Consider the following 24,894-nt stretch of genomic DNA (forward strand, 5'->3'; position numbering starts at 1 on the left):
GGGAGCGCGAGGGTCTAGACCCTCGCATCTAAACCCTCATGCCGCAGGCAAAATCACCGAACCATCCGGCCCGCGCACCAAAGCCCCATGCGCCACCACAGCGGTCAAAGGCAAATCCCCATAAACATGCGGAAACAGCGCCCCGCCGCGTGAGACTTCCCACTTCACCCCATCACCCAGCGCCGCCAGATCGACCGTGGCGATAAACAGATCGCCCATTCCGGCGAAATGCTTGTCGATGGTCTCGGCCAACTGCGGCTCGGCCGAAAGGTGGATATAGCCATCGGCCAGATCCACCGGCGCGCCCTTGAACACGCCATCGGCAAGGAACTGCGCCATTTGCGGCGCAGTCAGCACTTTATGCGCGACGTTCATTCGCCCGCAGTTCCTTCCGGCGCTGATTCTTCTCCACCTTCATCCTCGCCGCCTTCATCGGCCAGACGCACAGCCGAGACGACATGCTCATTGTCGGCCACGTTGAACAGGCGCACACCCGCCGACCCGCGCCCGATCACGCGCAGCGACGAGAGCGGCAGGCGGATCATCTTGGCCTGATCGGTCACCAGCATCAACTGGTCGGCCTGAACAGCGGGAAAGCTGGCCACGACTTCGCCATTGCGGGCGATGTTGTCGATGTTGGTGATGCCCTGACCACCGCGACCCGTCCGGCGATATTCATAGGCCGAGGACAGCTTGCCATAGCCATTGGTGCAGACGGTGAGGATGAACTCTTCACGCGCAGCCAGTTCGGCCATGCGTTCGGCCGAGATCGAAGGTTCGCCTTCCTTCTCGCCCTTCCACGGCGCGAATTTCAGGTAATCCTCGCGTTCCTCGCTGCTGGTGCCCACGCGGTGCAGGATCGAGAGCGAGATCACTTCATCATCGCCCTTAAGCAGCATGCCCCGCACGCCGGTCGAGGTGCGGCTGGTGAATTCGCGCACATCGTCACCGGCAAAGCGGATCGCCTTGCCCTGCTTGGATGCCAGCAACACGTCGTCATCTTCCGACAAAAGCGCCACGCCGATCAGGCGATCATCGTCGCCTTCGTCAAAGCGCATGGCGAATTTGCCGTTGGACGGGATGTTGGCAAAAGCATCCATGCTGTTGCGGCGGATGTTGCCCTTGGCAGTGGCGAACACCACCGACAATGCGCCCCAATCGGCCTCATCCTCAGGCAGCGGCAGCACGGTGGCGATCGTCTCATCCTTGTCCAGCGCGGGCAGCATGTTGACGATCGGACGACCGCGCGTGGCCGGGCCGCCTTCGGGCAGCTTATAGACCTTGAGGCGATAGACCTTGCCCGCGGTCGAGAAGAACAGCACCGGATTATGGGTGGTGGTGACGAACATCGTCCCCACGGCATCCTCTTCCTTGGTGGCCATGCCCGCACGGCCCTTGCCGCCACGCGCCTGCGCGCGGAAGGTGCTCAAAGGCGTGCGCTTGATATAGCCGTCCATCGTCACGGTCACGACCATGTCGTCGCGCTCGATCAGGTCTTCGTCATCAATGCCATCGGCAGCAGCCGTGATTTCCGACACGCGCGGCGTGGCGAAAGCGGCGCGCACCTCGATCAGCTCCTGACGGATCACGCCATACAGCTTGGCCCGGTCGCCCAGAATCGAGAGATATTCGGCAATCGCCTTGGCCAGGCCTTCCAGCTCATCGCCGATTTCGTCGCGGCCCAGCGCCGTCAGGCGGTGCAGGCGCAGATCGAGGATGGCCTTCACCTGCGTTTCGGACAGGCGATAGGTGGGCGCCGAAAGCTCGTCGCTGCCTTCCTCGATGGCCTCGACCAGACGGATATAGGAGGCGATTTCACCCATCGGCCATTCACGCGCCGACAAGGCCGCACGCGCCGCGCCCGGATTGGGCGAACCACGGATGATGCGCACCACCTCGTCCAGATTGGTGACGGCGATCACCAGACCCAGCAAGATATGCGCCCGGTCGCGCGCCTTGTTCAGCTCGAACTTGGTGCGGCGGGTGATGACCTCTTCGCGGAAGGCGATGAAGGAGGTGAGAATATCCTTCAGCCCCAGCACTTCCGGGCGGCCGCCACGGATGGCCAGCATGTTCGCCGGGAAAGAGGACTGCGCAGGCGTGTTGCGCCAGATCTGGTTGAGCACCACTTCGGGCGTCGCATCGCGCTTGAGGTCCACGACGACGCGCACGCCTTCGCGGTTCGATTCGTCGCGGATGTCGGAAATGCCCTCGATGCGCTTGTCCTTGGCCGCCTCAGCGATCTTTTCGACAAGGCCCGATTTGCCCACCTGATAAGGGATCGAGGTGAGGACGATCGAGCGGCGGTCATTGCGGCCCGTCTCGATGACATGGCGCGCGCGCATGATGATGCTGCCGCGCCCGGTGTTATAGGCATTGCGCGCGCCGCCTTGACCAAGGATCAGCGGGGCGGTCGGAAAGTCCGGCCCCGGAATGATCTTCATCAATTCGTCGGTGGTGATCGCGGGATTGTCGATGGTGGCCAAGGCGCCATCGATCACTTCGCCAAGGTTGTGCGGCGGAATGTTGGTGGCCATGCCGACCGCGATGCCGCCCGCGCCATTGACCAGCAGATTGGGGAAGCGCGCGGGCAGGGCCTGCGGCTCGCTCTCCGACCCGTCATAGTTGTCGACGAAATCGACGGTGTTCTTGTCGATATCGGCCAGCAGGCTGTCGGCCACCTTGGCCAGACGCGCTTCGGTATAGCGCATCGAGGCCGGCGGATCGGGGTCCATAGAGCCGAAGTTGCCCTGACCATCGATCAGCGGCAGGCGCATCGACCAGTCCTGCGTCATGCGCGCCAGCGCGTCATAGATCGCCGCGTCGCCATGCGGGTGATACTTGCCCATCGCGTCGCCGACGATACGCGCCGATTTGCGATAGGCCTTCGAATGATTGAAGCCGTTCTCGTGACAGGTCCACAGGATGCGGCGATGCACCGGCTTCAACCCGTCGCGCACATCGGGCAGCGCACGCGCCACGATCACGCTCATCGCATAATCGAGGTAGCTGGTCTTCATCTCGTCGACGATATCGACGCGGGTGAATTCGCCCATGGGGCTGGCGGTCAGGGTGGTTTCGTCGCTCACGCGCGTGTTTTCATTCTTCGATTGTTGTGGGACTGGCCCGGATTGCATGTCTCTAGGCCATGGCGTCGCCTATGGCCAGCGATTGCATCGCCTAGTGGGCCGGATCGAATGCGTTTTCCACAACCGGGGCATATCTTCCGGCGCGCAATCGCTGCCATGCGCACAAAGTCGTAGTTCAATCGTGGTTCACACGCGACAGGGCAGTAAGGCGATAGTTGCATTGACGCGGATTTGCCTTAACAAGCGCAACGTTCAGTTTGGGGCGGCACATCGGTTGCCATGCCAAAGAGGAGATAGATTGCAATGAAGCTTTCCCTTTCGCGCTTTGCTTTGGCCGTGGCGCTGGCTTTGCCCGTGGCGGGCGCTGGCGTGATGGTGGCGGCCCCCGCCATGGCGGCGCCTGCTGGTCCCGATCTTTCCAAGCCGTTTCTGGCTGTCGGCGTGCCTTTCCAGACCGCTCTGGAAAAGGTGAAGAAGGCGCCCAGCCCCGAAGGCATCGCCGATCTGCGCGCACAGTATGAAAAGGTTCTGGCCGCCGCGACCAAGCCCGACGACAAGTTCACTGCGGGCAACTGGGGCATTCAGCTTGGCAGCCTGGCCAAGGACGATGCGCTTCAGGGCAAGGGCATTCAGCTGATGGTCGACAGCGGAAAGACCCCGCCCGACCTGCTGCCCAAGCTGCATTTTGCACTGGCCCAGATGGCGCTTCAGGCCAAGGACAATGCGGGCGCCCGCAAGAACCTTGATGCCTCGATCGCCGCAGGCAACAAGGAAGCCGAGCCGCATGTGTGGCTGGCCGAAATCAATTTCGAGGAAAAGCAGCCCAAGGCCGGCTTTGACGAATTGAACAAGGCGATTGCGATTGCCGGGACGGCGGCGCCGGAAAACTGGTATCGTCGCGGTCTGGGCTTTGCCTATGAAAACCGTGATTATGCTCAGGCAGTGAATTTCTCGACCGGGCTGGTCAAGGCCTATCCCGTGACCAAGAGCTGGTCGGCCGCGATTGCCGTGCTGCGCGATCTGGGTCAGCTTCCATCGCAGGACACGATTGACCTGATGCGCCTTATGGCGCGCACCAACAGCTGGGCCGAAGAACGCGACTATGGCGAATTCGTTCAGGCCGCTGACGCTCGCCGTAATCCGGGCGAAGTGAAGGCCGTGATCGAGGCCGGTGTTGCCGCCGGCAAGCTCGACGCGTCCAAGACCTTCTATGCCGAAGCGCTCAAGACCGCGAATGGCCGTATCGGCCCGGACAAGGCCTCGCTGCCCGGTTTTGAAAAGGATGCGCGCGCCGCCAATGCGACCGTGGGCACCGTGTCGGGCGCGGCTGATGCGCTGCTGTCCTATCACGAATCGGCCAAGGCCGCTGAGCTGTACAAGATCGCTCTGGGCAAGCCGGGCGTGGACAAGCCGGTCGTGCTGACCCGTCTGGGCATCGCACAGGTGGATGCGGGCGATTATGCCGGTGCGCAGGCCACTTTCGCGCAGGTCGAAGGGCCGCGTAAGCCAATGGCTGAACTCTGGTCGCTCTATGCGGCGCAGAAGGCCGCGGGCAAGTAAGGCCTGAGCCTTTACGAAAAAAGGGAAGGGGGCGACGGGAAACCGCCGCCCCCTTTTCGTATTTGGCCGCCTTTATTCGACCGGGGCAAATTCGCCGCTGGCTTCATCCAGCAGATGCAGCACCCCGTCCGAAATGGCGAAGAAGGCGCCGCGCAGCTTGAGGCTGCCCTTGGCTTCCTTCTGCTGAACGCAAGGGAAGCTGCGCAGGTTTTCAAGGCTGACCTTGACGCCTGCCTGTTCCATCGCGCGTTCGGCGGGGCGGCCAGTGGTGCCATGCTGATGGGCCACCGAATCGCGCGCTTCGTCCAGCAGCGAGATCCAGTTGGCGACAAAGCCGCCCTGGCCCGGTTCGGCGCCATGCAGTTCCTGTGTTAGCGCTGCCTTGCAGCCACCGCACATGCCATGGCCCATCACGATGATCTCGCGAACCTTCAAAACCTGGACCGCAAATTCCAGCGCTGCCGAAACGCCATGATGGCCCGGCGTGGTTTCAAACGGCGGAACCAGCGCGGCCACATTGCGCACGACAAAGATCTCGCCCGGATCGACATCAAAGATCTGCGAAGGATCGACCCGGCTGTCGGAACAGGCGATTACCATCACCTCGGGCTGCTGGCGCTCGCCCAACTGGCTCCAGCGTTCACGGTGCGGATTCCAGCCGGTTTCGCGAAAGCGGTGATAGCCTGCGATAAGACGGTCAAGGGGCGGGGTGGCGGGGGCGTTACCCGTATCTGACATCTCGTTCTCCTGACGATGGAGGGCAGGGCGGGATTCGGCCTGCCATGCCCGTGGCTGCCGATTGCCCCGAAGCCGGTCCGAAGGCCAGCATAAACTCAAACTTAACTCTGGAAAGAGCCGCCTCATGCGCCTATCTGGCAGGCCATGAACGACCTCTCCACGCCTCCTTCGCCCGATTCCGTACCCGTCACACAGCGCAAGCCCGACTGGATCCGCGTCAAGGCGCCGGTCAGCCGCGAATATGGCGCCACGCGCGACCTGATGCGCGGGCTGGGCCTCAATACGGTGTGTGAAGAGGCGGCTTGCCCCAATATCGGTGAATGCTGGACCAAGAAGCACGCCACGGTGATGATCCTTGGCGATGTCTGCACCCGCGCCTGTGCGTTTTGCAACGTCAAGACCGGCATGCCCCGCAAGGTGGACCTGAACGAGCCCGCCCATGTGGCCGAGGCCGCCGCCAAGCTGGGGCTGGAGCATATCGTGATCACCTCGGTTGACCGCGACGATCTGCCCGACGGCGGCGCCAGCCAGTTCGTAAAGGTCATCAACGAATTGCGCCGTACCACGCCCCATACGACGATCGAGATCCTGACGCCCGACTTCCGCAACAAGATGCGCCCGGCGATCGAGGCCATCGTGGCGGCGGGGCCGGACGTGTATAACCACAATCTGGAAACCGTGCCCCGCAACTATCCCACCATCCGTCCCGGCGCGCGTTATTATTCTTCGTTGCGTTTGCTGGAAGAGGTGAAGGCCCACAACCCGCTGATCTTTACCAAGAGCGGCATCATGCTGGGCCTTGGCGAGCAGCGGCTGGAGGTTCATCAGGTGATGGATGACATGCGCAGCGCGCAGATCGACTTCCTGACCATGGGCCAATATCTGCGCCCGACGCCCAAGCATGCCGAGGTCAAGGAATTCGTTACGCCCGCCGCCTTCAACGCCTATGGCGCGATTGCGCGAGCCAAGGGCTTCCTTCAGGTCGCGGCCAGCCCGTTGACCCGCTCGTCCTATCACGCGGGCAAGGATTTTGCCGAAATGCGCGCGGCCCGCGAGGCCAAGCTCGCCAAGGCGGCGGCCAAGGGCTGATACGTCAATGCCGAGTATTCATGAGACGCGCCGCCTGCCCTATTCGGCCAAGCAGATGTTCGATCTGGTGGCCGATGTGGGCCGGTATGGCGAATTCCTGCCTTGGGTCGTGGCCACCCGCGTGAAAAGCAATGACGGGCGCGAAATGGTGGCTGACATGCTGGTGGGCTTCAAAATGCTGCGCGAAAAATTCACCAGCCGCGTGGTGTTCGACGCCCCGCGCGAATTGACCGTGCATTACCTCGACGGGCCGATGCGCGATCTGGACAATCACTGGCAATTCCGGGACGTCGATGGCGGCTGCGAGCTGGAATTCGACGTCAGCTTCACCTTCCGCAACCCCTTGTTCGAAAGCCTGGCGGGGCAATATTTCGACAAGGCGTTCCGCAAGATGGTGGCCGCTTTTGAAGAGCGCGCGGCCAAACTCTATGGTGGTGAACCGGCCTGAGGATCACTCCTCCTCGGCCGGGACCTCCATTTTCGGCAAAAGCAGTTCAAGCGCGACCTTGACCGCCTCTGCGCGGATTTCGCTGCGGCTGGTGGGGGCAAAGAAACGCTCCTCGGCCAGTACTTCCTCGCTGTTGCGCTCGGCCTTGGCAAAGACCACCAGACCGACCGGCTTTTGCGCGGTGCCGCCATCGGGCCCGGCAATGCCGCTGATCGCCACGGCCACATCGGCGTCCGAATTTTTCAGCGCGCCCTGGGCCATCGCCCACGCACAGGCGCAGGAAACTGCCCCGAACGTGTCGATAATATCGGGCGAAACGCAAAGCAACTTTTGCTTGGCCGCATTGGAATAGGTAACGAAACCGCTTTCCACCACCGCCGAGGAACCGGCGATTTCGGTCAGCGCCGCCGAGACGAGGCCCCCGGTGCAGCTTTCGGCCAGCACGACCTTGCGGCCCAGCGCGCGGTTTTCCGCGATCACCTGTGCGGCCATTTCCATAATGTCGGGAGCGAAGAAGGAAGCTTGAGTCATTGTGTGCAAATCACGATTTTGCCAAACCGCGCCTGTCCGGCGCGCGACCCGAGGCCGATGGCAAGGCCGATGGCCTCAGCCGTGCTTTCAGGCGGCAGGGGGGAGAGGATCGCCAGCAGCCGGTCCAATTCCGGACAGCGGGCGATGGGGAGCTTTTCGGCGACCATGCCGGTCACCATGGTTTCCACGATCTGCTGTTGCTGCGGATCGGGCAATTGGCCCAAAAGGGCGGAAATATCGGTAGGGGCGCCTGCGCTCATCTTGCCGATGGCGGCCTTGGCGCCGGGCCAGAGTGTGGGTTTGACGCTGGCATAGCGATCAATCATGCCCCGCGCCGGGCCGCGCAAAAACGCGCCATCGGGCAGGGTGGGGCCGCAACGCTGGGCCACGCCCGCAATCGTGCCGGGCAGGGCGAAGCCCACCAGCGAGGAAAATTCGGCGGGCGACAGACAGGGCTCAGCCGCGCGCGCCATGCCCGGCGCGATCACCAAAAGGGCCGAAGCCGCAAGGGCGAAAATCCGCGCCATCAGGCCAGCAACAGCGTTGCCGCCGCCTGCGCCGCAATGCCTTCGCCGCGCCCGGTAAAACCCAGCTTTTCCGTGGTCGTGGCCTTGACGCTGACCAATCCCACATCGACGCCCATGATCGCGGCCAGACGCGCGCGCATCGCCTCGCGGTGAGGGCCGATCTTGGGCGCTTCGCAGATGATGGTCACATCGACATGGCCGATGACATAGCCCACTTCGCCAGCCAGCTTGACCGCATGGGCAAGGAAGCGGTCCGAGGCCGCGCCCTTCCACTGGGGATCGCTGGGCGGAAAATGTTGGCCAATATCGCCGCGCGCGCAGGCGCCAAGGATCGCATCGACCAGCGCATGGATCGCTACATCGGCGTCGCTATGTCCGCTAAGGCCCTGATGATGGTCGATCTTGACCCCGCAGAGCCACAATTCCTCGCCATCTTCAAGGCGATGGACATCATAGCCCGTGCCCATCCGCACGGGGGGCAGAGTGGACGCAAAATCGCTGGCATAGGTCAGCTTATGCAAGGCTTCATCTCCATCAACCAGAGCGATACCCAGACCATAAGCCCGAGCAACCTGTGCATCATCACCCGCGTTGGTTGGGCCATCCCACGCACGATGCGCGGCCAGAATATCGGCAAAGCGAAAGCTCTGCGGCGTCTGCACCCGGCGCAAGGCCTCGCGGCGGGCTGGCGCTCCCATCAGATTGTCCGAGGCGTTACACAAGCTGTCCACGACGGGCAGAACAGGAATCGCGCCGGGTTGATGCTCCAGCGCCTTTTCCAGCCTTTCGACCACCGCCAGAGGCAGGATCGGACGGGCCGCATCATGGATATGTACGATGGCGGGCGCGTCATTGGCCAGAGCCTCCAGCCCCGCACGCACCGAATCCTGCCGCGAGGCCCCGCCCGTGATCAGCCGAACCGGCAGGCCATCAAGCGCCGCCGAGGCCACATCATGCGCGCCATCGGGGATCACCACCACAATCGGCGCTACACCGGCGGTCAGAAGCCGCTCGACCGAATGGCGCACCACCGGCTTGCCGCGCCAATTGGCGAATTGCTTGGGCATGGGTTGGCCCGCGCGTAGGCCCGCTCCTGCGGCCACAATGATGGCGGCGTTACGTGGTTCTGCTTGAGTCGTGGCGCTGCTCATGGATCGCGCCGGTAATCCCTTGCTGTGCGGCGCGCAATCCTTTATGCGCTGCCCACTTTTTAGGCACGCCCCATAGCAGAACATTCATGACAGACACTCCCATCCCCCCCACCTTGAAGCCGATCCATATCGGCCCCGTCCAGATCGATTGCCCGGTTGTGCTGGCGCCGATGACGGCTGTCACCGATCTGCCGTTTCGGCGCATCGTGCGGCGCTATGGTTCGGGGCTGAACGTCACCGAGATGATCGCCAGCCCGGCCGCCATCCGCGAAACGCGCCAGTCGATCCAGAAGGCCGCGTGGGACCCGATGGAGGAGCCGGTCTCGATGCAATTGGTCGGCTGCGAGCCGGATCAGATGGCAGAGGCGGCGAAGATCGCGGCCGACAAGGGCGCCGCGATCATCGACATCAATATGGGCTGTCCGGTGAAAAAGGTGGTCAATGGCGATGCCGGTTCGGCGCTGATGCGCGTGCCGGATCTGGCTGCGCGGTTGATTGAGGCCTGTGTGAAGGCGGTGGACGTGCCGGTCACGGTCAAGATGCGGATGGGCTGGTGCCTCGACAGTCTCAACGCTCCCGAACTGGCGCGTATTGCGCAGGATCTGGGCGCGAAGATGATTACCGTGCATGGTCGCACCCGCAATCAGATGTATAAGGGCACCGCCGACTGGGCCTTTGTGCGCCGTGTGAAGGAAGCGGTCGATATTCCCGTTATCGTCAATGGCGACATTTGCACGATCGAGGATGTGGCCAATGCGGTCGAGCAATCGGGCGCCGATGGCGTGATGATCGGGCGCGGTTCCTATGGGCGGCCGTGGCTGCTGGGCCAGATGATGCATTGGCTGGAAACGGGTGAGCGTCTCGACGAGCCATCGCTGGCCGAGAAATATGCTGTGATCCTTGAGCATTACGAGGACATGCTGGCCCATTATGACATCAAGACCGGCGTCAATATGTTTCGCAAGCATATCGGCTGGTACACGCATGGGCTGCATGGTTCGGCATCGTTTCGCAACAAGGCCAATTTCATGGACGATCCCAAGGATGTGAAGGCCGCGCTCCACGAATTTTTTGCGCCGCTGTTGCAAGACGCGGCCTGATGGCGCCCGACGCCATTTCCCCGGCGCCAGACGCGCGGCGCATGTTGCTCAGCCTGCCTCAGGCGGTGCTGCTGCTGGCGCCGGGGCAGAAGATCTCGATGGCCAATCCGGCGGCTGAACAGTTTCTGGGCCAAAGCCAGCGTCGCCTGTTGGGGCGCTCGCTGGTCGATGTCGTGGCGCTGGACGATGAGCGCCTGATGCAGCGCGTTTATGAAAGCGATGCGCCGATTACCGCGCGTCAGGTCGACGCCCATGTGTTGGGTCAGGGCAGCCGCCGGATCGACATTGCCACCACCCCGGTGATGGATGCGCCGGGCTGGATGATGGTCACTCTGGCCGACAGCGCCACCGTCGAGCCGCTGGGCCAGTCGATGCCGGGCGATGGCGATGGGCGGCTGCGCGGGCCGGAGGTGCTGGCCCATGAGATCAAGAATCCGCTGGCGGGCATTCGCGGCGCGGCGCAATTGCTGGCGCGTAAGGTGGAGGGCAGCGACCGCGCTCTGACCATTCTGATCGCCGACGAGGTGGACCGCATCGCCAAGCTGATCGACCAGATGCAGACGCTTTCGCGCCGCACGGCCGATCCGGTCGAACCGTGCAATCTGCATGAAACCATCCGCCGCGCCAGCACGATCCTGTCGGCGGCGGGCGCAGAGGATGGCAAGGCGCGGATCGAGGAGGAATTCGACCCCTCGCTGCCCCCCGTTCTGGGCAGCGCGCATGGGCTGGTGCAGGTGCTTATCAATCTGCTCTCCAACGCGCGCGAGGCGACGCAGGCAACCGAAAGCCCGCGCATCATCGTGCGCACGCGCTTCGTCTCGGGGCTGCAATTGCATGCTACCGATCGCGGCAAGGCGGTGCGTCTGCCCATCGAGGTGCGCGTGTCGGACAATGGGCCGGGCATCGATCCATCGGTGCGCGACCAGATTTTTGAGCCTTTCGTCACCAGCAAAAAGACCGGGCAGGGGCTGGGTCTGGCGCTGGTGCGCAAGCTGGTGCGCGACATGAATGGGCGCATCACCCATGATCGCGACGAGGCGGCGGGCTGGACCCATTTCCGCCTGCATCTGCCGATTGCGACGACGGGGGCATCGCTGGGTGGGGCATCGGGCCGCTCCCGCCGAAAATCGGCCCAAGACGCTCTTAACGGATAAGATTTATGACCATTTTGCTGGTTGAGGACGATGAGTCCATTGCCATCGTCATCACTGCTGCGCTGGAGGCCGAGGGCTTTTCGGTGGTGCGCTGCGATTCGATTGTCGAGCGTGATCGCCTGCTGGCCACACAGGAATTTTCGGCGCTGGTCACCGATGTGATGCTGACCGATGGCGACGGGATCGAGACGCTGGGCCGGGTGCGCGAAATGCATCCCGATCTGCCGGTGATCGTGCTGTCGGCGCAGAACACGCTGGATACGGCGGTGCGCGCGTCGGACACCGGGGCGTTTGAATATTTCCCCAAGCCTTTTGACATTGACGAACTGGTACGCACCGTGCGGCAGGCGGCAGGTTCGCAGGGGGCGTCGCTTGGCGGGGGCGTGGATGAAGGGCCGGGGCAGGGCCTGCCGCTGGTCGGGCGTTCGGCCTCGATGCAGGCGGTGTACCGGATGATTACGCGCGTGCTGCGCAATGATCTGACCGTGCTGATTTTGGGTGAGAGCGGGACGGGCAAGGAACTGGTGGCCGAGGCGATCCATCAGTTGGGGCATCGACAGAAGGGGCCATTCGTGGCGGTCAATACGGCGGCGATTCCGGCTGACCTGATCGAGAGCGAATTGTTCGGCCATGAAAAGGGGGCCTTCACCGGTGCGGTGGCGCGCCATATCGGCAAGTTCGAGCAGGCGGCAGGCGGCACTCTGTTCCTCGACGAAATCGGCGATATGCCGATGCAGGCTCAGACCCGCCTGCTGCGCGCGCTGCAATCGGGCAGCATCCGCCGCGTGGGCGGGCGCGACGAGGTGAGCATCGACACACGCATAGTGGCGGCCACCAACAAGGATCTGGAGCCGATGATCGCGGCGGGGCAATTCCGCGAGGATCTCTATTACCGGCTGAACGTGGTGCCGATCCATCTGCCGCCTTTGCGTGAGCGGGCCGATGATATTGCGGCGCTGGCGCGTCATTTCCTCGCGCTGGCGGCCACCGAGGGCCTGCCCAGGCGGCGTCTGGCGCCCGAGGCCGAGGCGATGCTGATGCGTCAGCCATGGCGGGGCAATGTGCGCGAGCTTCGCAATTTCATCTATCGGCTGGCGTTGCTGGCGCGTGAGGATGTGATTGATGAGGCGGCTTTGGAACCGATGCTGGCTTCTGCCGCACGGGCTGAGGAGCAGGTGGACATCCCGCTCGATTTGAACAGCGCGGTCGAACGCTGGCTGGGCGAGCATAATCCGCCGCCCGGCACCGTGTATGACGCTGCGCTGGCGGCGTTTGAAAGACCGCTGTTCAACCGCATTCTGGCCGTGACCGGGGGCAATCAGCTTCGCGCGGCGCAAATGCTGGGGATCAACCGGAACACTCTGCGCAAGCGCCTTGGCGAATTGTCGATAGACCCGGATTCCTTTCTGCGCCGGCCATAAAGCGGCTGCGACCTTTGGGGTAATCTGACGGTTTCCTCTTGCATTCTTGCCACAGGGGCGTTGTAATACTGCCACGATGGTGAGCGATGACAAGGCAAGACCGAAAAGATGGCCCCGCTGGTGGCGGCGGACGCTGGTTTATGCCCGGCGCGCCAATCTGGAGCCCTATGTTTGGGGCATCTCGATCTTCGGCTTTCTGGCGGCGAGCCTTTCGGCATGGCTGGCGGTGTCGGATCAGGCGGAAAAGGGGCAGTTGCTCTCGGGCGGGATGACCGCTTCGCTGCTGGTGGGCATGTTGTTGCCTGCGATGGCGATCCTCGTGCTGATCGGGCGCTGGATTGCGGTTCGGCGCGGGGCCAGCATTCCGGGCGGCAAGGGGCGGTTGCACACACAACTGGTGTTCCTGTTTTCGTTGATCGCGGCGGTGCCGACGCTGTTGGTGGTGATCTTTGCCTCATGGCTGTTTCAGTCGGGCGTGGAGTTCTGGTTTTCGGACAATTCGCGCGGATTGCTTGAAAACGCTAATAAGCTGGCGCGCGGCTATTACGAACAGACCCAGCGCGACGTCTCGAACGAGGCCATCGCGATGACCAGCGACCTGCGCTATATCCTCAGCCAGACCAGCATCGTCAGCCTCGATTTCCAGCGGGCCCTGTCCTATCAGGTGCTGCAACGCGGGCTGGACGAAGTGGCGATCCTGCAAAAGGGCGCCGATGGGCGGATGATTACGGTGGCGATCGTTGATCCTGCGCGCGATGATGCGCGCGTTCAGATTTCCACCGAGGACCGCCGCCGGGTTGATGGCGGCGAGGCGATTGTGGTCAACGCCAAGGCGGATCGCATCGAGGCGGTGACCGCGATTGACCAGCGGACCGGGCTTTACCTCTATGCCGCGCGCACCTCCGACCTTTTGGCGATCAGCCAGGGCAAGCGCGCCGACAATATCGTCAAGGCCTATCAGGTGCTGACACAAAGGGCTCGGCTGCTGCAATTGCGGTTTAATATTGCCTTGTTTGTCATATCTTTGGTGCTGGTGGGCCTGTCGGTGGTCTTTGCCCTGCGCTTTGCCGACAGACAGGTGCAGCCGCTCTATGACCTTGTGGCCGCGGCCCAGCGGGTGGGCGCGGGCAATTATGAAATCCGCATTGCGGGGCGCAGCGGGGCCGAGGAAATCGGCCTGCTTAACCGCGCCTTTAACCGCATGACCGAGCAGATCGAGCGTCAGACGGCCGCCCTTGTCCGCGCCAATCAGCAGATTGACGAGCGTCGCGCGCTGATGGAGGCGGTGCTGGAATCGGTGACGGCGGGGGTGATCTCGCTCGATGCGGCCGGGGCGGTGCGGCTGATGAATTCCTCGGCGCAAAAGCTGCTCTTGGGGCGCAGCGATGGCGCGCCGGTGGGGCAGGCTCTGGCCGAAATCTCGCCTCAGATCGCGGGCATGGTGGATGAGGGCAAGCGCGAGGGCGTGGTCCAGCACGGCGTGTCGTCCGAGCGTGGGGGCGATCTGCGCACGCTGGCGGTCAAGGTGACGGCCAACAACAGCGCATCAGGCGAGGCGCAGGGCGGCCATGTCATCACCTTTGAAGACATCACCCGGCAATTGCTGGACCAGCGGCAGGCGGCATGGTCGGACGTGGCGCGGCGCATCGCGCATGAAATCAAGAACCCGCTGACCCCCATCCAATTGGCCACAGAACGCTTGTCGCGCCGCTATCGCAAGCAGATCAGCGACAATCCCGAATTGTTCGAGGAGCTGACCGCGACGATTATTCGTCAGGTGGGCGATCTGCGCAAGATGGTGGATGAATTCTCCTCCTTTGCCCGTATCCCCAAGCCGGTGTTCCGCTCGGAAGATCCGGTCGATCTGGCGCGGCAATCGCTGTTCCTTCAGGAGGTGGCGCGCTCGGACATTGATTTCTCGATTGAGGCGCCGGGTGACATCGGCCTTATCGGCTGCGACCGGCATCAGTTTGGTCAGGCGATGACCAATGTGCTTAAAAACGCCACCGAGGCGGTCGAGGCCAAGCAGAAGCAGGCGGGCGAGGATTATCGCGGCGCGATCCGGCTGAGCCTGATCGACGAGGGCGAGAGTATTGTGGCGGTGGTGGCCGATAATGGCATCGGCTTGCCGCAGGACCGGGAACGTATCGTCGAACCCTATGTCACCACCCGCGACAAGGGCACGGGGCTGGGGTTGGCGATTGTGAAGAAGATTGTCGAAGAACACGGCGGCGACATGAATTTCGCCAGCGCCGAGGGCGGTGGTTCCATCGTCTCCCTGCGTTTTGCCCGCGACCCTTTGACCGCAACGCGGGCGATGGAGCCGGGAGAATGAGGGGAGCCGGAGGAATGAGCCGAATGGAAAGAGGAAAAGCCTGATGGCTGTCGATATCCTGATCGTTGACGACGAAAAAGACATCCGCGAACTGGTTGCCGGTGTGCTTTCCGACGAGGGCTATGAATGCCGCACCGCCGGCGACAGCCGCGCCGCGCTGGACGAGGTGGACCGGCGGCGTCCCTCGCTGGTTTTGCTCGACGTGTGGTTGCACGGCTCGCCGATGGATGGGCTGGAGGTGTTGGACGCGATCAAGACGCGTGAGCCGGATCTGCCCGTCATCATCTTTTCGGGCCATGGCAATATCGACACGGCGGTGGCCGCGATCGGGCGCGGGGCGATGGACTTCATCGAAAAGCCCTTTGAGACCGAGCGCCTGCTGCATCTAGTCGAACGCGCCACGGAAACGGAGCGGTTGCGCCGGGAAAACGCGCGGCTGAAGCTGGACACCGCGCAGGGCACGGAGTTTCATGGTTCATCCAGTGCAATCAACCATGTACGCGCCACACTTAAACGCGTTGCCAATACCGGCAGCCGCCTGCTGATCTCCGGGCCTTCGGGTGTGGGCAAGGAAGTGGCGGCGCGTCTGCTCCATTCGTGGAGCGGGCGGGCGGAAAAGCCCTTTGTCAGCGTCAATTCGGCCCGGATCACGCCTGAACGCTTCGAAGAGGAATTGTTCGGCGAAGAGGCCAATGGCAAGTTGGTGCGTGCAGGGCTGCTCGAACTGGCTGATGGCGGCACGCTTTATCTGGACGAAGTGGGCGATATGCCGCTGTCGACTCAGGCGCGCATCCTGCGGGTTTTGACCGAGCAGGCATTTGTCCGCGTGGGCGGCAATCGCCAGATCCGCGTTGATGTGCGCGTGGTGTCCTCGACCAGCCGCAATCTGGAAAAGGAAATCATCGACAAGACCTTCCGCGAAGATCTGTTCTATCGGCTCAACGTGGTTCCGGTGGCGGTGCCTCCGCTGGCCGAGCGGCGCGAGGATATTCCCGTGCTGGTTCAGCATTTCTTTGCCCGCTATGCCAATGATCAAGGCATGCCGCCGCCCGATATCAGCATTGAGGCGATGGCCGCGATGCAGGCCTATGAATGGCCGGGCAATGTGCGCCAATTGCGCAATGTGGTGGAGCGCACGGTGATTCTGGCCCCGCGCGAGAGGCTGGGGCGGATCGAGGTCGATATGCTGCCCGCCGAGATCAACAGCGGGCGTCTGGCCGGAGATTCCGGCATGTCCTCCTTGATGGGCGTGCCCTTGCGTGAGGCGCGGGAAAACTTTGAGCGGGAATATCTGCGGGTCCAGATCCGGCGCTTTTCCGGCAATATTTCAAAGACCGCCGCCTTCATCGGGATGGAGCGCTCGGCCTTGCATCGTAAACTCAAGCTGCTGGGCATGGGCGACAAGCGGGATGATGACGAGGAAGAGTGAATACGTCTTTCGCAATTTCGGCATTTACGCTGCAACTGCGAGAGGCTAGACATGGGACTCAATCGGCCAGAGGCGCAGAATCACCTTTGGCCAGAATGCGGACCGTAGAAACGGCCGCCAACAATAGGAGCAAACCATGTCTACTGGCCGCACGCTTTCCGCTCGTCCGCGTTCAAAGCCTGAAGAAGTCGAAGGCGAAGAGGGCAACGAAGTCGTTGCCGCAGCACCCGTTCCCGCGCCGTCGGGCAAGGGCAGCCAGAATTTGCAGGACCAGTTCCTGAACTATCTGCGCAAGAACAAGACCCCCGTCACCATGTTCCTCGTCAAGGGCGTGAAGTTGCAGGGTATTGTCACGTGGTTCGACAATTTCTCGATCCTTCTGCGCCGTGATGGTCAGTCGCAGCTGGTCTATAAGCACGCCGTTTCCACCATCATGCCCAGCCAACCCATCGACACGCGCCTGTTCCCGCAGGGCGGCGACGCGTCGAAGAAGGCCCGCCTGCTGCAGGATGTGTTCCTTTCCTCGATCCGCTCGTCCAGCGTGCAGGTCACGATGTTCCTGGTGAACGGCGTGATGCTTCAGGGGCGCGTGGCGGCCTATGACCTGTTCTGCATGATGCTGGAACGCGAAGGTTATGTGCAGCTTGCCTATAAGCATGCGGTGTCGACAATTCAGCCGCTTGGTCCGGTCGATCTGACCGGCGAGTGGGATGGTGAAGAAGGTTCAGACGCCTGATTTTCGGAGAGGAAGCCGAGGGCGAGGTTACACGGGGCGCACGCGCTCTGATCGTCTGCCCCGAGATTCGGGGGCGCCCGAGCGCCTCCGACACCGAGTCGCGCGTGGAAGAGGCGAAAGGTCTGGCGCTGGCCATCGGGCTGGTGATTGCCGAGGCCGTCCCGATTGCCATTCGCGAACCCCGCCCCGGCACGCTGTTCGGCGAAGGCCAGATCCAGAACATCATCACCCAGTGCAATCTGCATGAGGCCGAACTCGTCATCGTCGATGGTGCGCTCTCTGCGGTTCAGCAGCGCAACCTTGAGGACAAACTCAAGCGCAAGGTGATTGACCGGACTGGCCTGATCCTGGAAATCTTTGGCGAGCGCGCGGCGACCGCCGAAGGGCGTTTGCAGGTCGAATTGGCGCATCTGGATTATCAGCAGGGCCGCCTTGTGCGAAGCTGGACCCACCTTGAGCGCCAGCGAGGCGGCTTCGGCTTCCTTGGCGGTCCGGGCGAAACGCAGATCGAGGCTGACCGCCGCATGATCCGCGACCGCATGGCACGCATCCGGCGCGAACTGGAACAGGTGCGTCGCACCCGCGGGTTGCACCGCGATCGGCGCGAAAAGGCACCTTGGCCGGTGTTGGCCCTGGTGGGCTATACCAACGCGGGCAAATCGACGCTGTTCAACCGGTTGACCGGGGCGAGCGTGATGGCGCAGGATCTGCTCTTCGCAACGCTCGATCCGACGATGCGCGCGATCCGCCTGCCGGGCATCGAAAAGGCGATCATGTCGGACACGGTGGGCTTTATCTCCGACCTGCCGACGCAATTGGTCGCCGCGTTTCGCGCCACGCTGGAGGAGGTGACGGCGGCCGATATCGTCATCCATGTGCGCGATATCGCCAATCCCGATACCGCCGCGCAGAAGGAGCAGGTGCTCTCCGTCCTTGAAGACCTCGGCTTGCTGGAGGAGGGCACGCGCGCTCCCTCGGTGCCGATGATCGAGGTGTGGAACAAGTGGGACCTGCTCTCCGCCGAACAGGCCGCGCATCTCTGGCACGCCGCTCGTGAGGCCGCCCATGATGACGAAGTGGTTGTCCCGCTCTCGGCCGTGACGGGCGAGGGCTGCGAGGAATTGCTCGAAACCGCCAACCGGTTGCTGACCGGGGATGCGCGGGAGCATCGCTTCACCATCCCGGTCCATGATGGCGCGCGCATCGCCTGGCTCTATGCCCATGGCGAGGTGCTGGCCGACGAGGAGGCCGGGGGAGATGAACCCGCGCGGGTGATGTCGGTGAAGCTGACGCCTAAGGAATTTGGGCGGTTTGTGAGGTTGTAGGTCGGTTAAGGGGTTTAAGTGTGCCTCCGGCGGGCAAAGGGACTTGTCCCTTTGCAATCCCGTTAATGGGGTGGCGCAAAGGTTCATAGGTTTTGGAATGGGCTGTAAAGCCTGCGGCGCTATATAACGGCGGCGCAGGCTTTAAAATTTCAACGCTGCGTCCGATACTTGACGCAGAACCCTATACCCAACGCAGACAATAACGGGAGCGCGAGGGTCTAGACCCTCGCATTTTCCCCCTTCTTGACCTCCTGCCACAAACCTTCCTGCTCATCGAGTGAGAGCGCGGCAAAATCCACCCCGCGCGCCCCGGCAATCGCCTCCATCCCCTTGAAGCGCCGCTCAAACTTGGCATTGGCCCCGCGCAGGGCTTCTTCGGCCGAGATGCCATAGGCCCGCACCAGATTGACGGCGGCAAAGAGGAAATCCCCCGCCTCGGCCACGCGCTCTTCGTCCGTGGTCGCCTCGGCCAACTCGATCACCTCCTCGGCCACCTTCGCCTCTGGCCCGGCCACATCGGGCCAGTCAAAGCCGACCCGCGCCGCGCGCTTCTGCAATTTCTCCGCCCGCATCAGCGCGGGCAGGGCCATGGCCACGCCGTCCAGCGCGCTCGACGCGCCCTTATCCGCTCGCTCCTGCTCTTTCAGCTTTTCCCAGCGGACCTCGCGCGACTGGCCTTCATCGACGGCATCACCAAACACATGCGGCCCAAAAACATGCGGATGCCGCGCCTCCATCTTGTCGCTGATCGCATCGGCCACATCATCAAAGGCGAAGAGGCCCGCCTCCTGCGCCATCCGGCTGTGAAACACCACTTGCAGCAGCAGATCGCCCAGTTCCTCGCGCAGGCCAGCCATGTCGTCCCGCTCGATGGCATCGGCTACCTCATAGGCCTCCTCGACCGTATAGGGCGCGATGGTGGCAAAGGTCTGCGCCACATCCCATTCGCAGCCTCGCTCGGGATCGCGCAGCCGCGCCATGATGTTCAACAGCCGGGAAAGCGAAGCGGTCATAAGGCACTCACAAAAAAAGGACCGGGAAAGCTTTAGGCAGCCTTCCCGGTCCAGACAATCCATGAGCAATCATGGGGGGAGGATTTCGTTACTCCACCGTGGCGGGCGCCAGACGAGGGCTGAGCAGGTGGACCACCGCCAGAGCGACCAGATAGGCGCTGGCGCAAATGGCGAAGAGCAATTCGTAGCTGTGCGTGGCGTCGAGGATATAGCCGGTGAACAGCGCCATCCCCATGCCGCCCAGCGCGCCGACCGTGCCGCCGATGCCCACCACGCTGCCCACCGCCGCGCGGGGGAACATGTCGGAGGGCAGGGTGTACACATTGGCCGAGAAGGCCTGATGCGCGGCCGTCGCAAGGCCGATCACCAGCACCGCGCCCCACACGCTTTCGATGCTTTGCGCGAAATAGATCGGCAGCACGCAGAAGGCGCAGATCAGCATGGCGAGTTTACGCGCCACATTCACCGAATAGCCGCGCTTGAGCATGAAGGACGAGAGCCAGCCCCCGGCCACGCTGCCCAGATCCGAAATGATGTAGATCGCGGCAAGCGGCAGGCCAAAGCTCTTGAGATCAAGGTGATAGCGGTCGAACAGATAGCCCGGCAGCCAGAACAGGAAGAACCACCAGATAGGGTCGATCAGAAACTTGGCCAGCGCATAGGCCCATGTCTCGCGCAGGGTAATCAGGCGGCCCCAGCCGATCTTCTCGGTGGTGTCGGCCGGGTCCTGCTCGATCCATGCCAGTTCGCCCGGCGTAATCTTGGCCTCTTCGCGCGGATGGCGATAAAGCGCCCACCATGCCACCAGCCATGCCAGGCCGAAAATGCCGGTGATGAAAAAGGCCGATCGCCACCCGAACCACAACACCAGCGCAGGCACCAGCAGCGGCGTGATGATCGCCCCCACATTCGCCCCCGCGTTGAACAGACCGATGGCAAAGGCGCGCTCACGCTGGGGGAACCAGTCGGCCACGGCCTTGATCCCGGCGGGGAAATTGCCCGATTCGCCCACGCCCAGCCCGAAACGGGCGGCGGCAAAACTGGCGACCCCGGTGGCAAAACCATGCGCCATGTGGCCTGCGGTCCAGATCACGATGGCCACCGCATAGCCCAGCCGTGCGCCCAGTACGTCCACGATCCGGCCAAACGAGATATAGCCGATCGCATAGGCCATCTGGAACCAGAACACGATAGTGGCGAAATCGCTTTCCTGCCAGCCCAGTTCTTCCTTCAGCGTGGGCTTCAAAACGCCGATCATCTGACGGTCGATGTAATTCACCGCCGTTGCCGCAAACAGCAAACCGCACACGACCCAGCGCCGCCGTCCAGCCTTGGGATCCAGCTCAATTAAGCCTGTCATCATCCAATCTCCAATTGCGCTTCTTGGCGGCGCGTTAACGGGGCTGGGCGGGGGCCAGCGTGCAGGATACCGAGCCGAGATCGCCGAAACTTGCGATCACGCTCTGGCCGACCACGGCCTGATGCACGCCTGTGACCGCGCCCGAGGAGACCCAGAGCCCGCCCGACACATCAATCCCGCGCGAGATCAGATTGGCCAGCAAAAAGCGCACCGCGCCATAGGGGCCGTCGAGCATTGTGGCCGCCGTTGCCTCGCCCACCACCGCGCCGTCGATGGTGGTGGCAATGGAAATCGCGCAAAGGTCGAGATCGGCCCACCCGGCCACCGGCGCGCCGAGCACGAGGCCCGCATTGTTGCCGTAATCGGAAACAGTTACGCAGGGGCCGTCAGCATTGATGCCGGGATAGGGCGAACTGGCGATTTCGATGCCGATGCGCACCTCGTCGATGACCGCCTTGGTGGCGGCATCATCGGCGGGAACAGGGCCGGCAAAACCAGGGGCGACATGGAGCAGCCATTCGGCCTCGCCCGCAACGAAGCCTGCGGGGAATACCGGCATGGTCGCGCCATCATCAGCCACGGCATCGACAAAGATCGGCCCGGCAAGGCGGTTTGCGCCCAATTCGGCATCCAGCGGGGCGTTGATCCTGCCCACTTTCCATCCGGCCACCGCGCGCCCGTCGATCGAAATCGCGGCGTCCTGAATGCGATAGGCATCGGCCAGCGTGGTCGGCGCTGGGCCGGGATAGGTGGCCAGACCCTCGCCAGAGCGGCGGGCCGCGACGAAGGCCTGTGCGATGGCCTGATCGGTTTCTTGAGTGTGCATCCTGATCCCACAATCCTTTGGGTGAATTCATTAATGGAAACCGGTGTCAATCGCAATCGATCACAAGAACAAGCGATTGCATAAACCGGCTTTCAGCCCGCCTTGCCTATAAGGTTACCCCCCGCCGCCAGATGGCAATGGCGCGCTGGCCATGGCGTTCGGCGGCGGTCCTTTCCCCGCTGGCGATGGCCACCAGCCGGGCGAGGAAGGCCTCATCGGCCACATCCTGACCTTCGTCCAATGCCATGGCGGCATCGAAGTCGATCCAATGCGGTTTGTTGGCGGCCAGTTGATGGTTCGAGGCGACCTTTACGGTCGGCACCGGAAAGCCCAGCGGCGTGCCGCGCCCGGTGGTGAACAGCACCATCGTGGCCCCGGCCGCCGCCAGAGCGGTCGAGGAAATCGCGTCATTGCCCGGCGCTTCCAGCAAGGCCAGCCCGCCCAGCGGCGCGGTTTCGCCATAGTCGATCACCGAGCAGAGCGCGGCGTGACCGGCCTTCTGCACCGCGCCCAGCGATTTTTCCTCCAGCGTGGTGATCCCGCCCGCCAGATTGCCGGGCGAGGGGTTTTCCGAAACCGGCAGGCCCTGATCGAGGTAATAGCGTTTGAAGCGGTTGACCAAGGCGGCGGCGGCATCAAACACCTGCGCATTCGACGAACGCGAGAGCAAGGCCTGTTCCGCGCCGAAGATCTCGGGGATTTCGGTCAGCACCGGCGTTCCGCCCGCGCCCGCAAGCGTTTCGGCAAAGCGGCCCAGCAGGGGATTGGCAGTCAGGCCCGAAAACCCATCCGACCCTCCGCATTTCAGCCCCACCACCAGCGCGGAGAGCGGCAGGTCCACCCGCTGCGCCGATGCGGCCTGTTCCACCATGGCGTCGATCAGCGCGGCGGCCTCGGCCAACTCATCGCCCGCGCTTTGCGAGGAGAGGGTGGCGACTTTGCCCCGCGCGCTTTCAGGGACCAGTGCCATCAGCTCGGCAATCTGGTTCGATTCGCAGCCCAGCCCCAACACCAGCACGCCCGCCGCATTGGGATTGACCGCAAGGCCCGCCAGAACCGCCCGCGTCCCCGCCAGATCGTCGCCCAATTGCGAGCAGCCATGGGGGTGGGAAAAGGCATGGATGCCGTCGATCCGCCCGGCAGCAATCAGATCGGTATGGCGGGCACTGGCCTCGCGCGCGACCTGTTCGGCGGTCAGGCCGACGCAGCCGACCGTGGGCAGCACCCAGATCTCGTTGCGCGTGGCCGCACGGCCATCCTCGCGCAGATAGCCGCGCCATTGGGCCGTATTGGGCCGCGCCGCCGCCACATCGCCATGGGCATCAGGCGCATAGGTCAATTCGCCTGCCAGCGCCGTGGCCAGATTATGCGTGTGAACATGATCGCCCGGCACGATGGCGGCGGTGGCCTTGCCGATGGGCTGCCCATATTTGCGTACCGTATCGCCCGGCGCATGGGCGATCAGCGCCAGCTTATGGCCCTGGGGGATGGGGGTGTGTGCGGTGTAATGCTGATCGCCAAGCGCAATCACTTCTCCGCCCGCGATGGGCCGCAGCGCCACGGCGACGCTGTCTTCAGGATGTACGCGGATCAGGGCGGGTTGCAGGCTCATCATTCTCACCAAGGGTTCGTTTTGCGAATCTCCCCACGCGGGGTTTCGCCTTTGCGTGGGAATGTCGTTTATGGTAACCGGTGTCAATAAGTCTCCTGCTTGCACCCTTCTTCATGCAAGGGCAAGGCAGCAAAAGTGCAGACGAGCCAGAGAGGTGGGAACAACGTGGCCAATCGTGAGCCCAAGCCGACGATCAATGATGTGGCGCGCCTTGCGGGCGTGTCGAAAAAGACCGTCAGCCGCGTGATCAACAACTCGCCCTTGCTCAACGATGCAACGCGAGACAAGGTGACGGCGGTGATCCGCGATCTGGGCTATGTGCCCAATCCTCAGGCCAGAGCCTTGGCTTTGCGGCGCAATTTCCTGATCGGCCTGATCCACGACAACCCCAATGCGCAGATGGTCCTGTCGGTGCAGGAAGGTATGCTCGACGCGATGAAGGGCACTGAATTCGCACTGGTCGTGCGTCCGGTGGATCGCAAAAGCCCACAGCTTTTCGACGACATCCGCCATTTTATCGAGCAGCAGCGGCTCTACGGCATTTACGTTCTGCCACCGGTTTCTGAAAATGACGAAGTGGCGCGGCTCTGCGCGGAATTGGGCTGTCGCTATGTGCGGATGGGCTCGGCGCGGCTGGATGATGAAGAGCATCTGGTCGAATCGAATGACCGCGAGGCCGTGCGCGAGGCGGTGGACAAGCTGATTCGCGATGGCCATACCCGGATCGGTCATGTCGCCGGGCCTGACGGCTTCCGCTCGGCGCGCGAGCGTGAGGCGGGGCTGCGTGAGGCTTTGCTGGCGCATGGTCTGAGCCTGCCTGACGAATTGCGGGCCTCGGGCAATTACACGTTCGAATCGGGCTATGCGGCCGCCAAGCAGGTGTTGAGTCAAAATCCGCGCCCCAGCGCGATCTTTGCCGCCAATGACGAGATGGCCGCCGCTGTGCTCCACGCAGCATTGGAGCAGGGGCTGGAAGTGCCGCGCCAACTCTCGATTCTAGGCTTCGACGATACCCCTATCGGCGCGCATATCTGGCCTCCGCTCAGTACGGTGCGCTGGCCGATCCGGGCGATGGCGCGTTCGGCGGCCTTCAAGCTGATCCAGCCGGATCGGGCTGCTGAACACAAGTCTTTCTTCCGTTCCGAATTGGTCGAGCGGGCCTCGACGGCGCCGTTCAAGGGGTGATTTCGAGCGTCTGACTGTCCGCGAAAGGTCATGTTTGGCGATTATTGACACCGGTTACCAAAACCCGCTACCAAGCGATCAATCACGTGCCGGACGGCACCAAATCTTTGCCGGGAGAGCTACCCATGTTTAGCAAGACCTACCACGCGACGCATCCTGACATGATGGATTGCGTATCGAATGATGAACTGCGCGACCGCTATCTGGTCGGGGGGATGTTTGTTGAGGGTCAGGTGAACCTGAACTACTCGCATAATGAGCGGTT

The 24,894-nt window shown here is 63.0% G+C and carries 21 protein-coding genes and 1 pseudogene; 12 read left to right on the top strand and 10 right to left on the bottom strand.

What is annotated here, in order from left to right:
- Nucleotides 1-36 precede the first annotated feature (36 nt).
- The gene (locus GGR38_RS15965) at nucleotides 37-375 is read right to left on the bottom strand and encodes a DUF952 domain-containing protein (RefSeq protein WP_183627169.1); all 339 of its coding nucleotides are present in this window, start codon (nucleotides 373-375) and stop codon (nucleotides 37-39) included.
- Nucleotides 372-3,089 (bottom strand): DNA gyrase subunit A, encoded by a 2,718-nt coding sequence (gene gyrA / locus GGR38_RS15970; RefSeq protein ID WP_183627170.1) that lies wholly within the window; start codon nucleotides 3,087-3,089, stop codon nucleotides 372-374. Before gyrA ends, GGR38_RS15965 begins: the two co-directional genes overlap by 4 nt.
- Nucleotides 3,090-3,392: 303 nt before the next feature.
- Here gyrA and GGR38_RS15975 point away from each other — a divergent pair, with 303 nt between their 5' ends.
- The gene (locus GGR38_RS15975; protein ID WP_172338549.1) at nucleotides 3,393-4,649 is read left to right on the top strand and encodes a tetratricopeptide repeat protein; all 1,257 of its coding nucleotides are present in this window, start codon (nucleotides 3,393-3,395) and stop codon (nucleotides 4,647-4,649) included.
- A gap of 72 nt (nucleotides 4,650-4,721) precedes the next feature.
- Here the strand turns inward: GGR38_RS15975 and GGR38_RS15980 are convergent, their stop codons facing one another.
- Nucleotides 4,722-5,387 (bottom strand): carbonic anhydrase, encoded by a 666-nt coding sequence (locus GGR38_RS15980; RefSeq protein WP_183627171.1) that lies wholly within the window; start codon nucleotides 5,385-5,387, stop codon nucleotides 4,722-4,724.
- Nucleotides 5,388-5,531: 144 nt separating this feature from the next.
- On the opposite strand from GGR38_RS15980, the gene lipA reads away from it, so the two are divergent.
- Nucleotides 5,532-6,476: a lipoyl synthase gene (gene lipA / locus GGR38_RS15985; RefSeq protein ID WP_183627172.1), complete on the top strand. Its 945-nt coding sequence runs from the start codon at nucleotides 5,532-5,534 to the stop codon at nucleotides 6,474-6,476.
- A 7-nt stretch (nucleotides 6,477-6,483) separates the two neighbouring features.
- Nucleotides 6,484-6,924, top strand: coding sequence for a type II toxin-antitoxin system RatA family toxin (locus GGR38_RS15990; RefSeq protein ID WP_183627173.1), 441 nt, complete (start codon nucleotides 6,484-6,486; stop codon nucleotides 6,922-6,924).
- A gap of 3 nt (nucleotides 6,925-6,927) precedes the next feature.
- Here GGR38_RS15990 and GGR38_RS15995 read toward each other — a convergent pair whose 3' ends face one another.
- Genes GGR38_RS15995 through GGR38_RS16005 form a run of 3 tightly spaced genes read right to left on the bottom strand, consistent with a single transcriptional unit; the run spans nucleotide 6,928 to nucleotide 9,133 of the window.
- A complete protein-coding gene (locus tag GGR38_RS15995) occupies nucleotides 6,928-7,455 on the bottom strand; it encodes a CinA family protein (protein WP_183627174.1) in 528 nt (175 codons plus the stop codon).
- Nucleotides 7,452-7,982: a hypothetical protein gene (locus tag GGR38_RS16000; RefSeq protein ID WP_183627175.1), complete on the bottom strand. Its 531-nt coding sequence runs from the start codon at nucleotides 7,980-7,982 to the stop codon at nucleotides 7,452-7,454. Before GGR38_RS16000 ends, GGR38_RS15995 begins: the two co-directional genes overlap by 4 nt.
- Nucleotides 7,982-9,133 (bottom strand): bifunctional 2-C-methyl-D-erythritol 4-phosphate cytidylyltransferase/2-C-methyl-D-erythritol 2,4-cyclodiphosphate synthase, encoded by a 1,152-nt coding sequence (locus GGR38_RS16005; RefSeq protein WP_183627176.1) that lies wholly within the window; start codon nucleotides 9,131-9,133, stop codon nucleotides 7,982-7,984. Before GGR38_RS16005 ends, GGR38_RS16000 begins: the two co-directional genes overlap by 1 nt.
- A gap of 86 nt (nucleotides 9,134-9,219) precedes the next feature.
- On the opposite strand from GGR38_RS16005, the gene dusB reads away from it, so the two are divergent.
- From dusB to hflX, 7 genes are all read left to right on the top strand, one after another.
- Nucleotides 9,220-10,233: a tRNA dihydrouridine synthase DusB gene (gene dusB, locus GGR38_RS16010; RefSeq protein ID WP_183627177.1), complete on the top strand. Its 1,014-nt coding sequence runs from the start codon at nucleotides 9,220-9,222 to the stop codon at nucleotides 10,231-10,233.
- The gene (locus tag GGR38_RS16015; protein ID WP_183627178.1) at nucleotides 10,233-11,387 is read left to right on the top strand and encodes a two-component system sensor histidine kinase NtrB; all 1,155 of its coding nucleotides are present in this window, start codon (nucleotides 10,233-10,235) and stop codon (nucleotides 11,385-11,387) included. Before dusB ends, GGR38_RS16015 begins: the two co-directional genes overlap by 1 nt.
- Nucleotides 11,388-11,392: 5 nt before the next feature.
- Nucleotides 11,393-12,808: a sigma 54-interacting transcriptional regulator gene (locus tag GGR38_RS16020; RefSeq protein WP_183627179.1), complete on the top strand. Its 1,416-nt coding sequence runs from the start codon at nucleotides 11,393-11,395 to the stop codon at nucleotides 12,806-12,808.
- 76 nt (nucleotides 12,809-12,884) lie between these two features.
- Nucleotides 12,885-15,143, top strand: a complete 2,259-nt coding sequence (locus GGR38_RS16025) for a sensor histidine kinase (RefSeq protein WP_183627180.1) — start codon at nucleotides 12,885-12,887, stop codon at nucleotides 15,141-15,143.
- A gap of 43 nt (nucleotides 15,144-15,186) precedes the next feature.
- Nucleotides 15,187-16,572 carry a nitrogen assimilation response regulator NtrX gene (gene ntrX, locus GGR38_RS16030; RefSeq protein WP_172338539.1) on the top strand — a complete coding sequence of 462 codons (1,386 nt, stop codon included), beginning with the start codon at nucleotides 15,187-15,189 and terminating at the stop codon, nucleotides 16,570-16,572.
- A gap of 136 nt (nucleotides 16,573-16,708) precedes the next feature.
- On the top strand, nucleotides 16,709-17,308 hold the full coding sequence (gene hfq / locus GGR38_RS16035) for an RNA chaperone Hfq (RefSeq protein WP_183627181.1): 600 nt from the start codon (nucleotides 16,709-16,711) through the stop codon (nucleotides 17,306-17,308).
- Nucleotides 17,308-18,633, top strand: a complete 1,326-nt coding sequence (hflX, locus tag GGR38_RS16040) for a GTPase HflX (RefSeq protein ID WP_484549396.1) — start codon at nucleotides 17,308-17,310, stop codon at nucleotides 18,631-18,633. Before hfq ends, hflX begins: the two co-directional genes overlap by 1 nt.
- 218 nt (nucleotides 18,634-18,851) lie before the next feature.
- Here hflX and mazG read toward each other — a convergent pair whose 3' ends face one another.
- The 4 genes from mazG to GGR38_RS16060 all read right to left on the bottom strand — a co-directional run bounded on the left by mazG (nucleotide 18,852) and on the right by GGR38_RS16060 (nucleotide 23,444).
- Nucleotides 18,852-19,646: a nucleoside triphosphate pyrophosphohydrolase gene (mazG, locus tag GGR38_RS16045; protein ID WP_183627182.1), complete on the bottom strand. Its 795-nt coding sequence runs from the start codon at nucleotides 19,644-19,646 to the stop codon at nucleotides 18,852-18,854.
- Nucleotides 19,647-19,734: 88 nt separating this feature from the next.
- Nucleotides 19,735-21,006: an MFS transporter gene (locus GGR38_RS16050; protein WP_246404764.1), complete on the bottom strand. Its 1,272-nt coding sequence runs from the start codon at nucleotides 21,004-21,006 to the stop codon at nucleotides 19,735-19,737.
- Between the two features lie 34 nt (nucleotides 21,007-21,040).
- Nucleotides 21,041-21,832: a 2-keto-4-pentenoate hydratase gene (locus GGR38_RS16055; protein WP_183627184.1), complete on the bottom strand. Its 792-nt coding sequence runs from the start codon at nucleotides 21,830-21,832 to the stop codon at nucleotides 21,041-21,043.
- 106 nt (nucleotides 21,833-21,938) lie between these two features.
- Nucleotides 21,939-23,444 carry a UxaA family hydrolase gene (locus GGR38_RS16060; RefSeq protein WP_183627185.1) on the bottom strand — a complete coding sequence of 502 codons (1,506 nt, stop codon included), beginning with the start codon at nucleotides 23,442-23,444 and terminating at the stop codon, nucleotides 21,939-21,941.
- A 165-nt stretch (nucleotides 23,445-23,609) separates the two neighbouring features.
- Between GGR38_RS16060 and GGR38_RS16065 the strand changes: the two genes are divergently transcribed.
- Together GGR38_RS16065 and GGR38_RS24205 are read left to right on the top strand one after the other, a co-directional pair.
- Nucleotides 23,610-24,629, top strand: coding sequence for a substrate-binding domain-containing protein (locus GGR38_RS16065; protein WP_172338533.1), 1,020 nt, complete (start codon nucleotides 23,610-23,612; stop codon nucleotides 24,627-24,629).
- Between the two features lie 125 nt (nucleotides 24,630-24,754).
- Nucleotides 24,755-24,894: pseudogene (locus tag GGR38_RS24205) on the top strand (5-dehydro-4-deoxy-D-glucuronate isomerase); the annotation flags it as partial.

The organism is Novosphingobium sediminicola, from assembly GCF_014196525.1.
GTDB classification, from domain to species: Bacteria; Pseudomonadota; Alphaproteobacteria; order Sphingomonadales; family Sphingomonadaceae; genus Novosphingobium; species Novosphingobium sediminicola.

Excerpts from the sequence above, each read along its gene's own strand:
- GGR38_RS16055 (WP_183627184.1), bottom strand. The coding sequence starts at position 21,832 with ATGCACACTCAAGAAACCGATCAGGCCATCGCACAGGCCTTCGTCGCG.
- GGR38_RS16050 (WP_246404764.1), bottom strand. The coding sequence starts at position 21,006 with ATGACAGGCTTAATTGAGCTGGATCCCAAGGCTGGACGGCGGCGCTGG.
- GGR38_RS15975 (WP_172338549.1), top strand. The coding sequence starts at position 3,393 with ATGAAGCTTTCCCTTTCGCGCTTTGCTTTGGCCGTGGCGCTGGCTTTG.
- lipA (WP_183627172.1), top strand. The coding sequence starts at position 5,532 with ATGAACGACCTCTCCACGCCTCCTTCGCCCGATTCCGTACCCGTCACA.
- GGR38_RS16015 (WP_183627178.1), top strand. The coding sequence starts at position 10,233 with ATGGCGCCCGACGCCATTTCCCCGGCGCCAGACGCGCGGCGCATGTTG.
- dusB (WP_183627177.1), top strand. The coding sequence starts at position 9,220 with ATGACAGACACTCCCATCCCCCCCACCTTGAAGCCGATCCATATCGGC.
- GGR38_RS16060 (WP_183627185.1), bottom strand. The coding sequence starts at position 23,444 with ATGAGCCTGCAACCCGCCCTGATCCGCGTACATCCTGAAGACAGCGTC.
- hfq (WP_183627181.1), top strand. The coding sequence starts at position 16,709 with ATGTCTACTGGCCGCACGCTTTCCGCTCGTCCGCGTTCAAAGCCTGAA.
- mazG (WP_183627182.1), bottom strand. The coding sequence starts at position 19,646 with ATGACCGCTTCGCTTTCCCGGCTGTTGAACATCATGGCGCGGCTGCGC.
- GGR38_RS15990 (WP_183627173.1), top strand. The coding sequence starts at position 6,484 with ATGCCGAGTATTCATGAGACGCGCCGCCTGCCCTATTCGGCCAAGCAG.
- ntrX (WP_172338539.1), top strand. The coding sequence starts at position 15,187 with ATGGCTGTCGATATCCTGATCGTTGACGACGAAAAAGACATCCGCGAA.
- GGR38_RS16025 (WP_183627180.1), top strand. The coding sequence starts at position 12,885 with ATGGTGAGCGATGACAAGGCAAGACCGAAAAGATGGCCCCGCTGGTGG.
- GGR38_RS16020 (WP_183627179.1), top strand. The coding sequence starts at position 11,393 with ATGACCATTTTGCTGGTTGAGGACGATGAGTCCATTGCCATCGTCATC.
- GGR38_RS15980 (WP_183627171.1), bottom strand. The coding sequence starts at position 5,387 with ATGTCAGATACGGGTAACGCCCCCGCCACCCCGCCCCTTGACCGTCTT.
- GGR38_RS16000 (WP_183627175.1), bottom strand. The coding sequence starts at position 7,982 with ATGGCGCGGATTTTCGCCCTTGCGGCTTCGGCCCTTTTGGTGATCGCG.
- GGR38_RS15965 (WP_183627169.1), bottom strand. The coding sequence starts at position 375 with ATGAACGTCGCGCATAAAGTGCTGACTGCGCCGCAAATGGCGCAGTTC.
- GGR38_RS15995 (WP_183627174.1), bottom strand. The coding sequence starts at position 7,455 with ATGACTCAAGCTTCCTTCTTCGCTCCCGACATTATGGAAATGGCCGCA.
- GGR38_RS16005 (WP_183627176.1), bottom strand. The coding sequence starts at position 9,133 with ATGAGCAGCGCCACGACTCAAGCAGAACCACGTAACGCCGCCATCATT.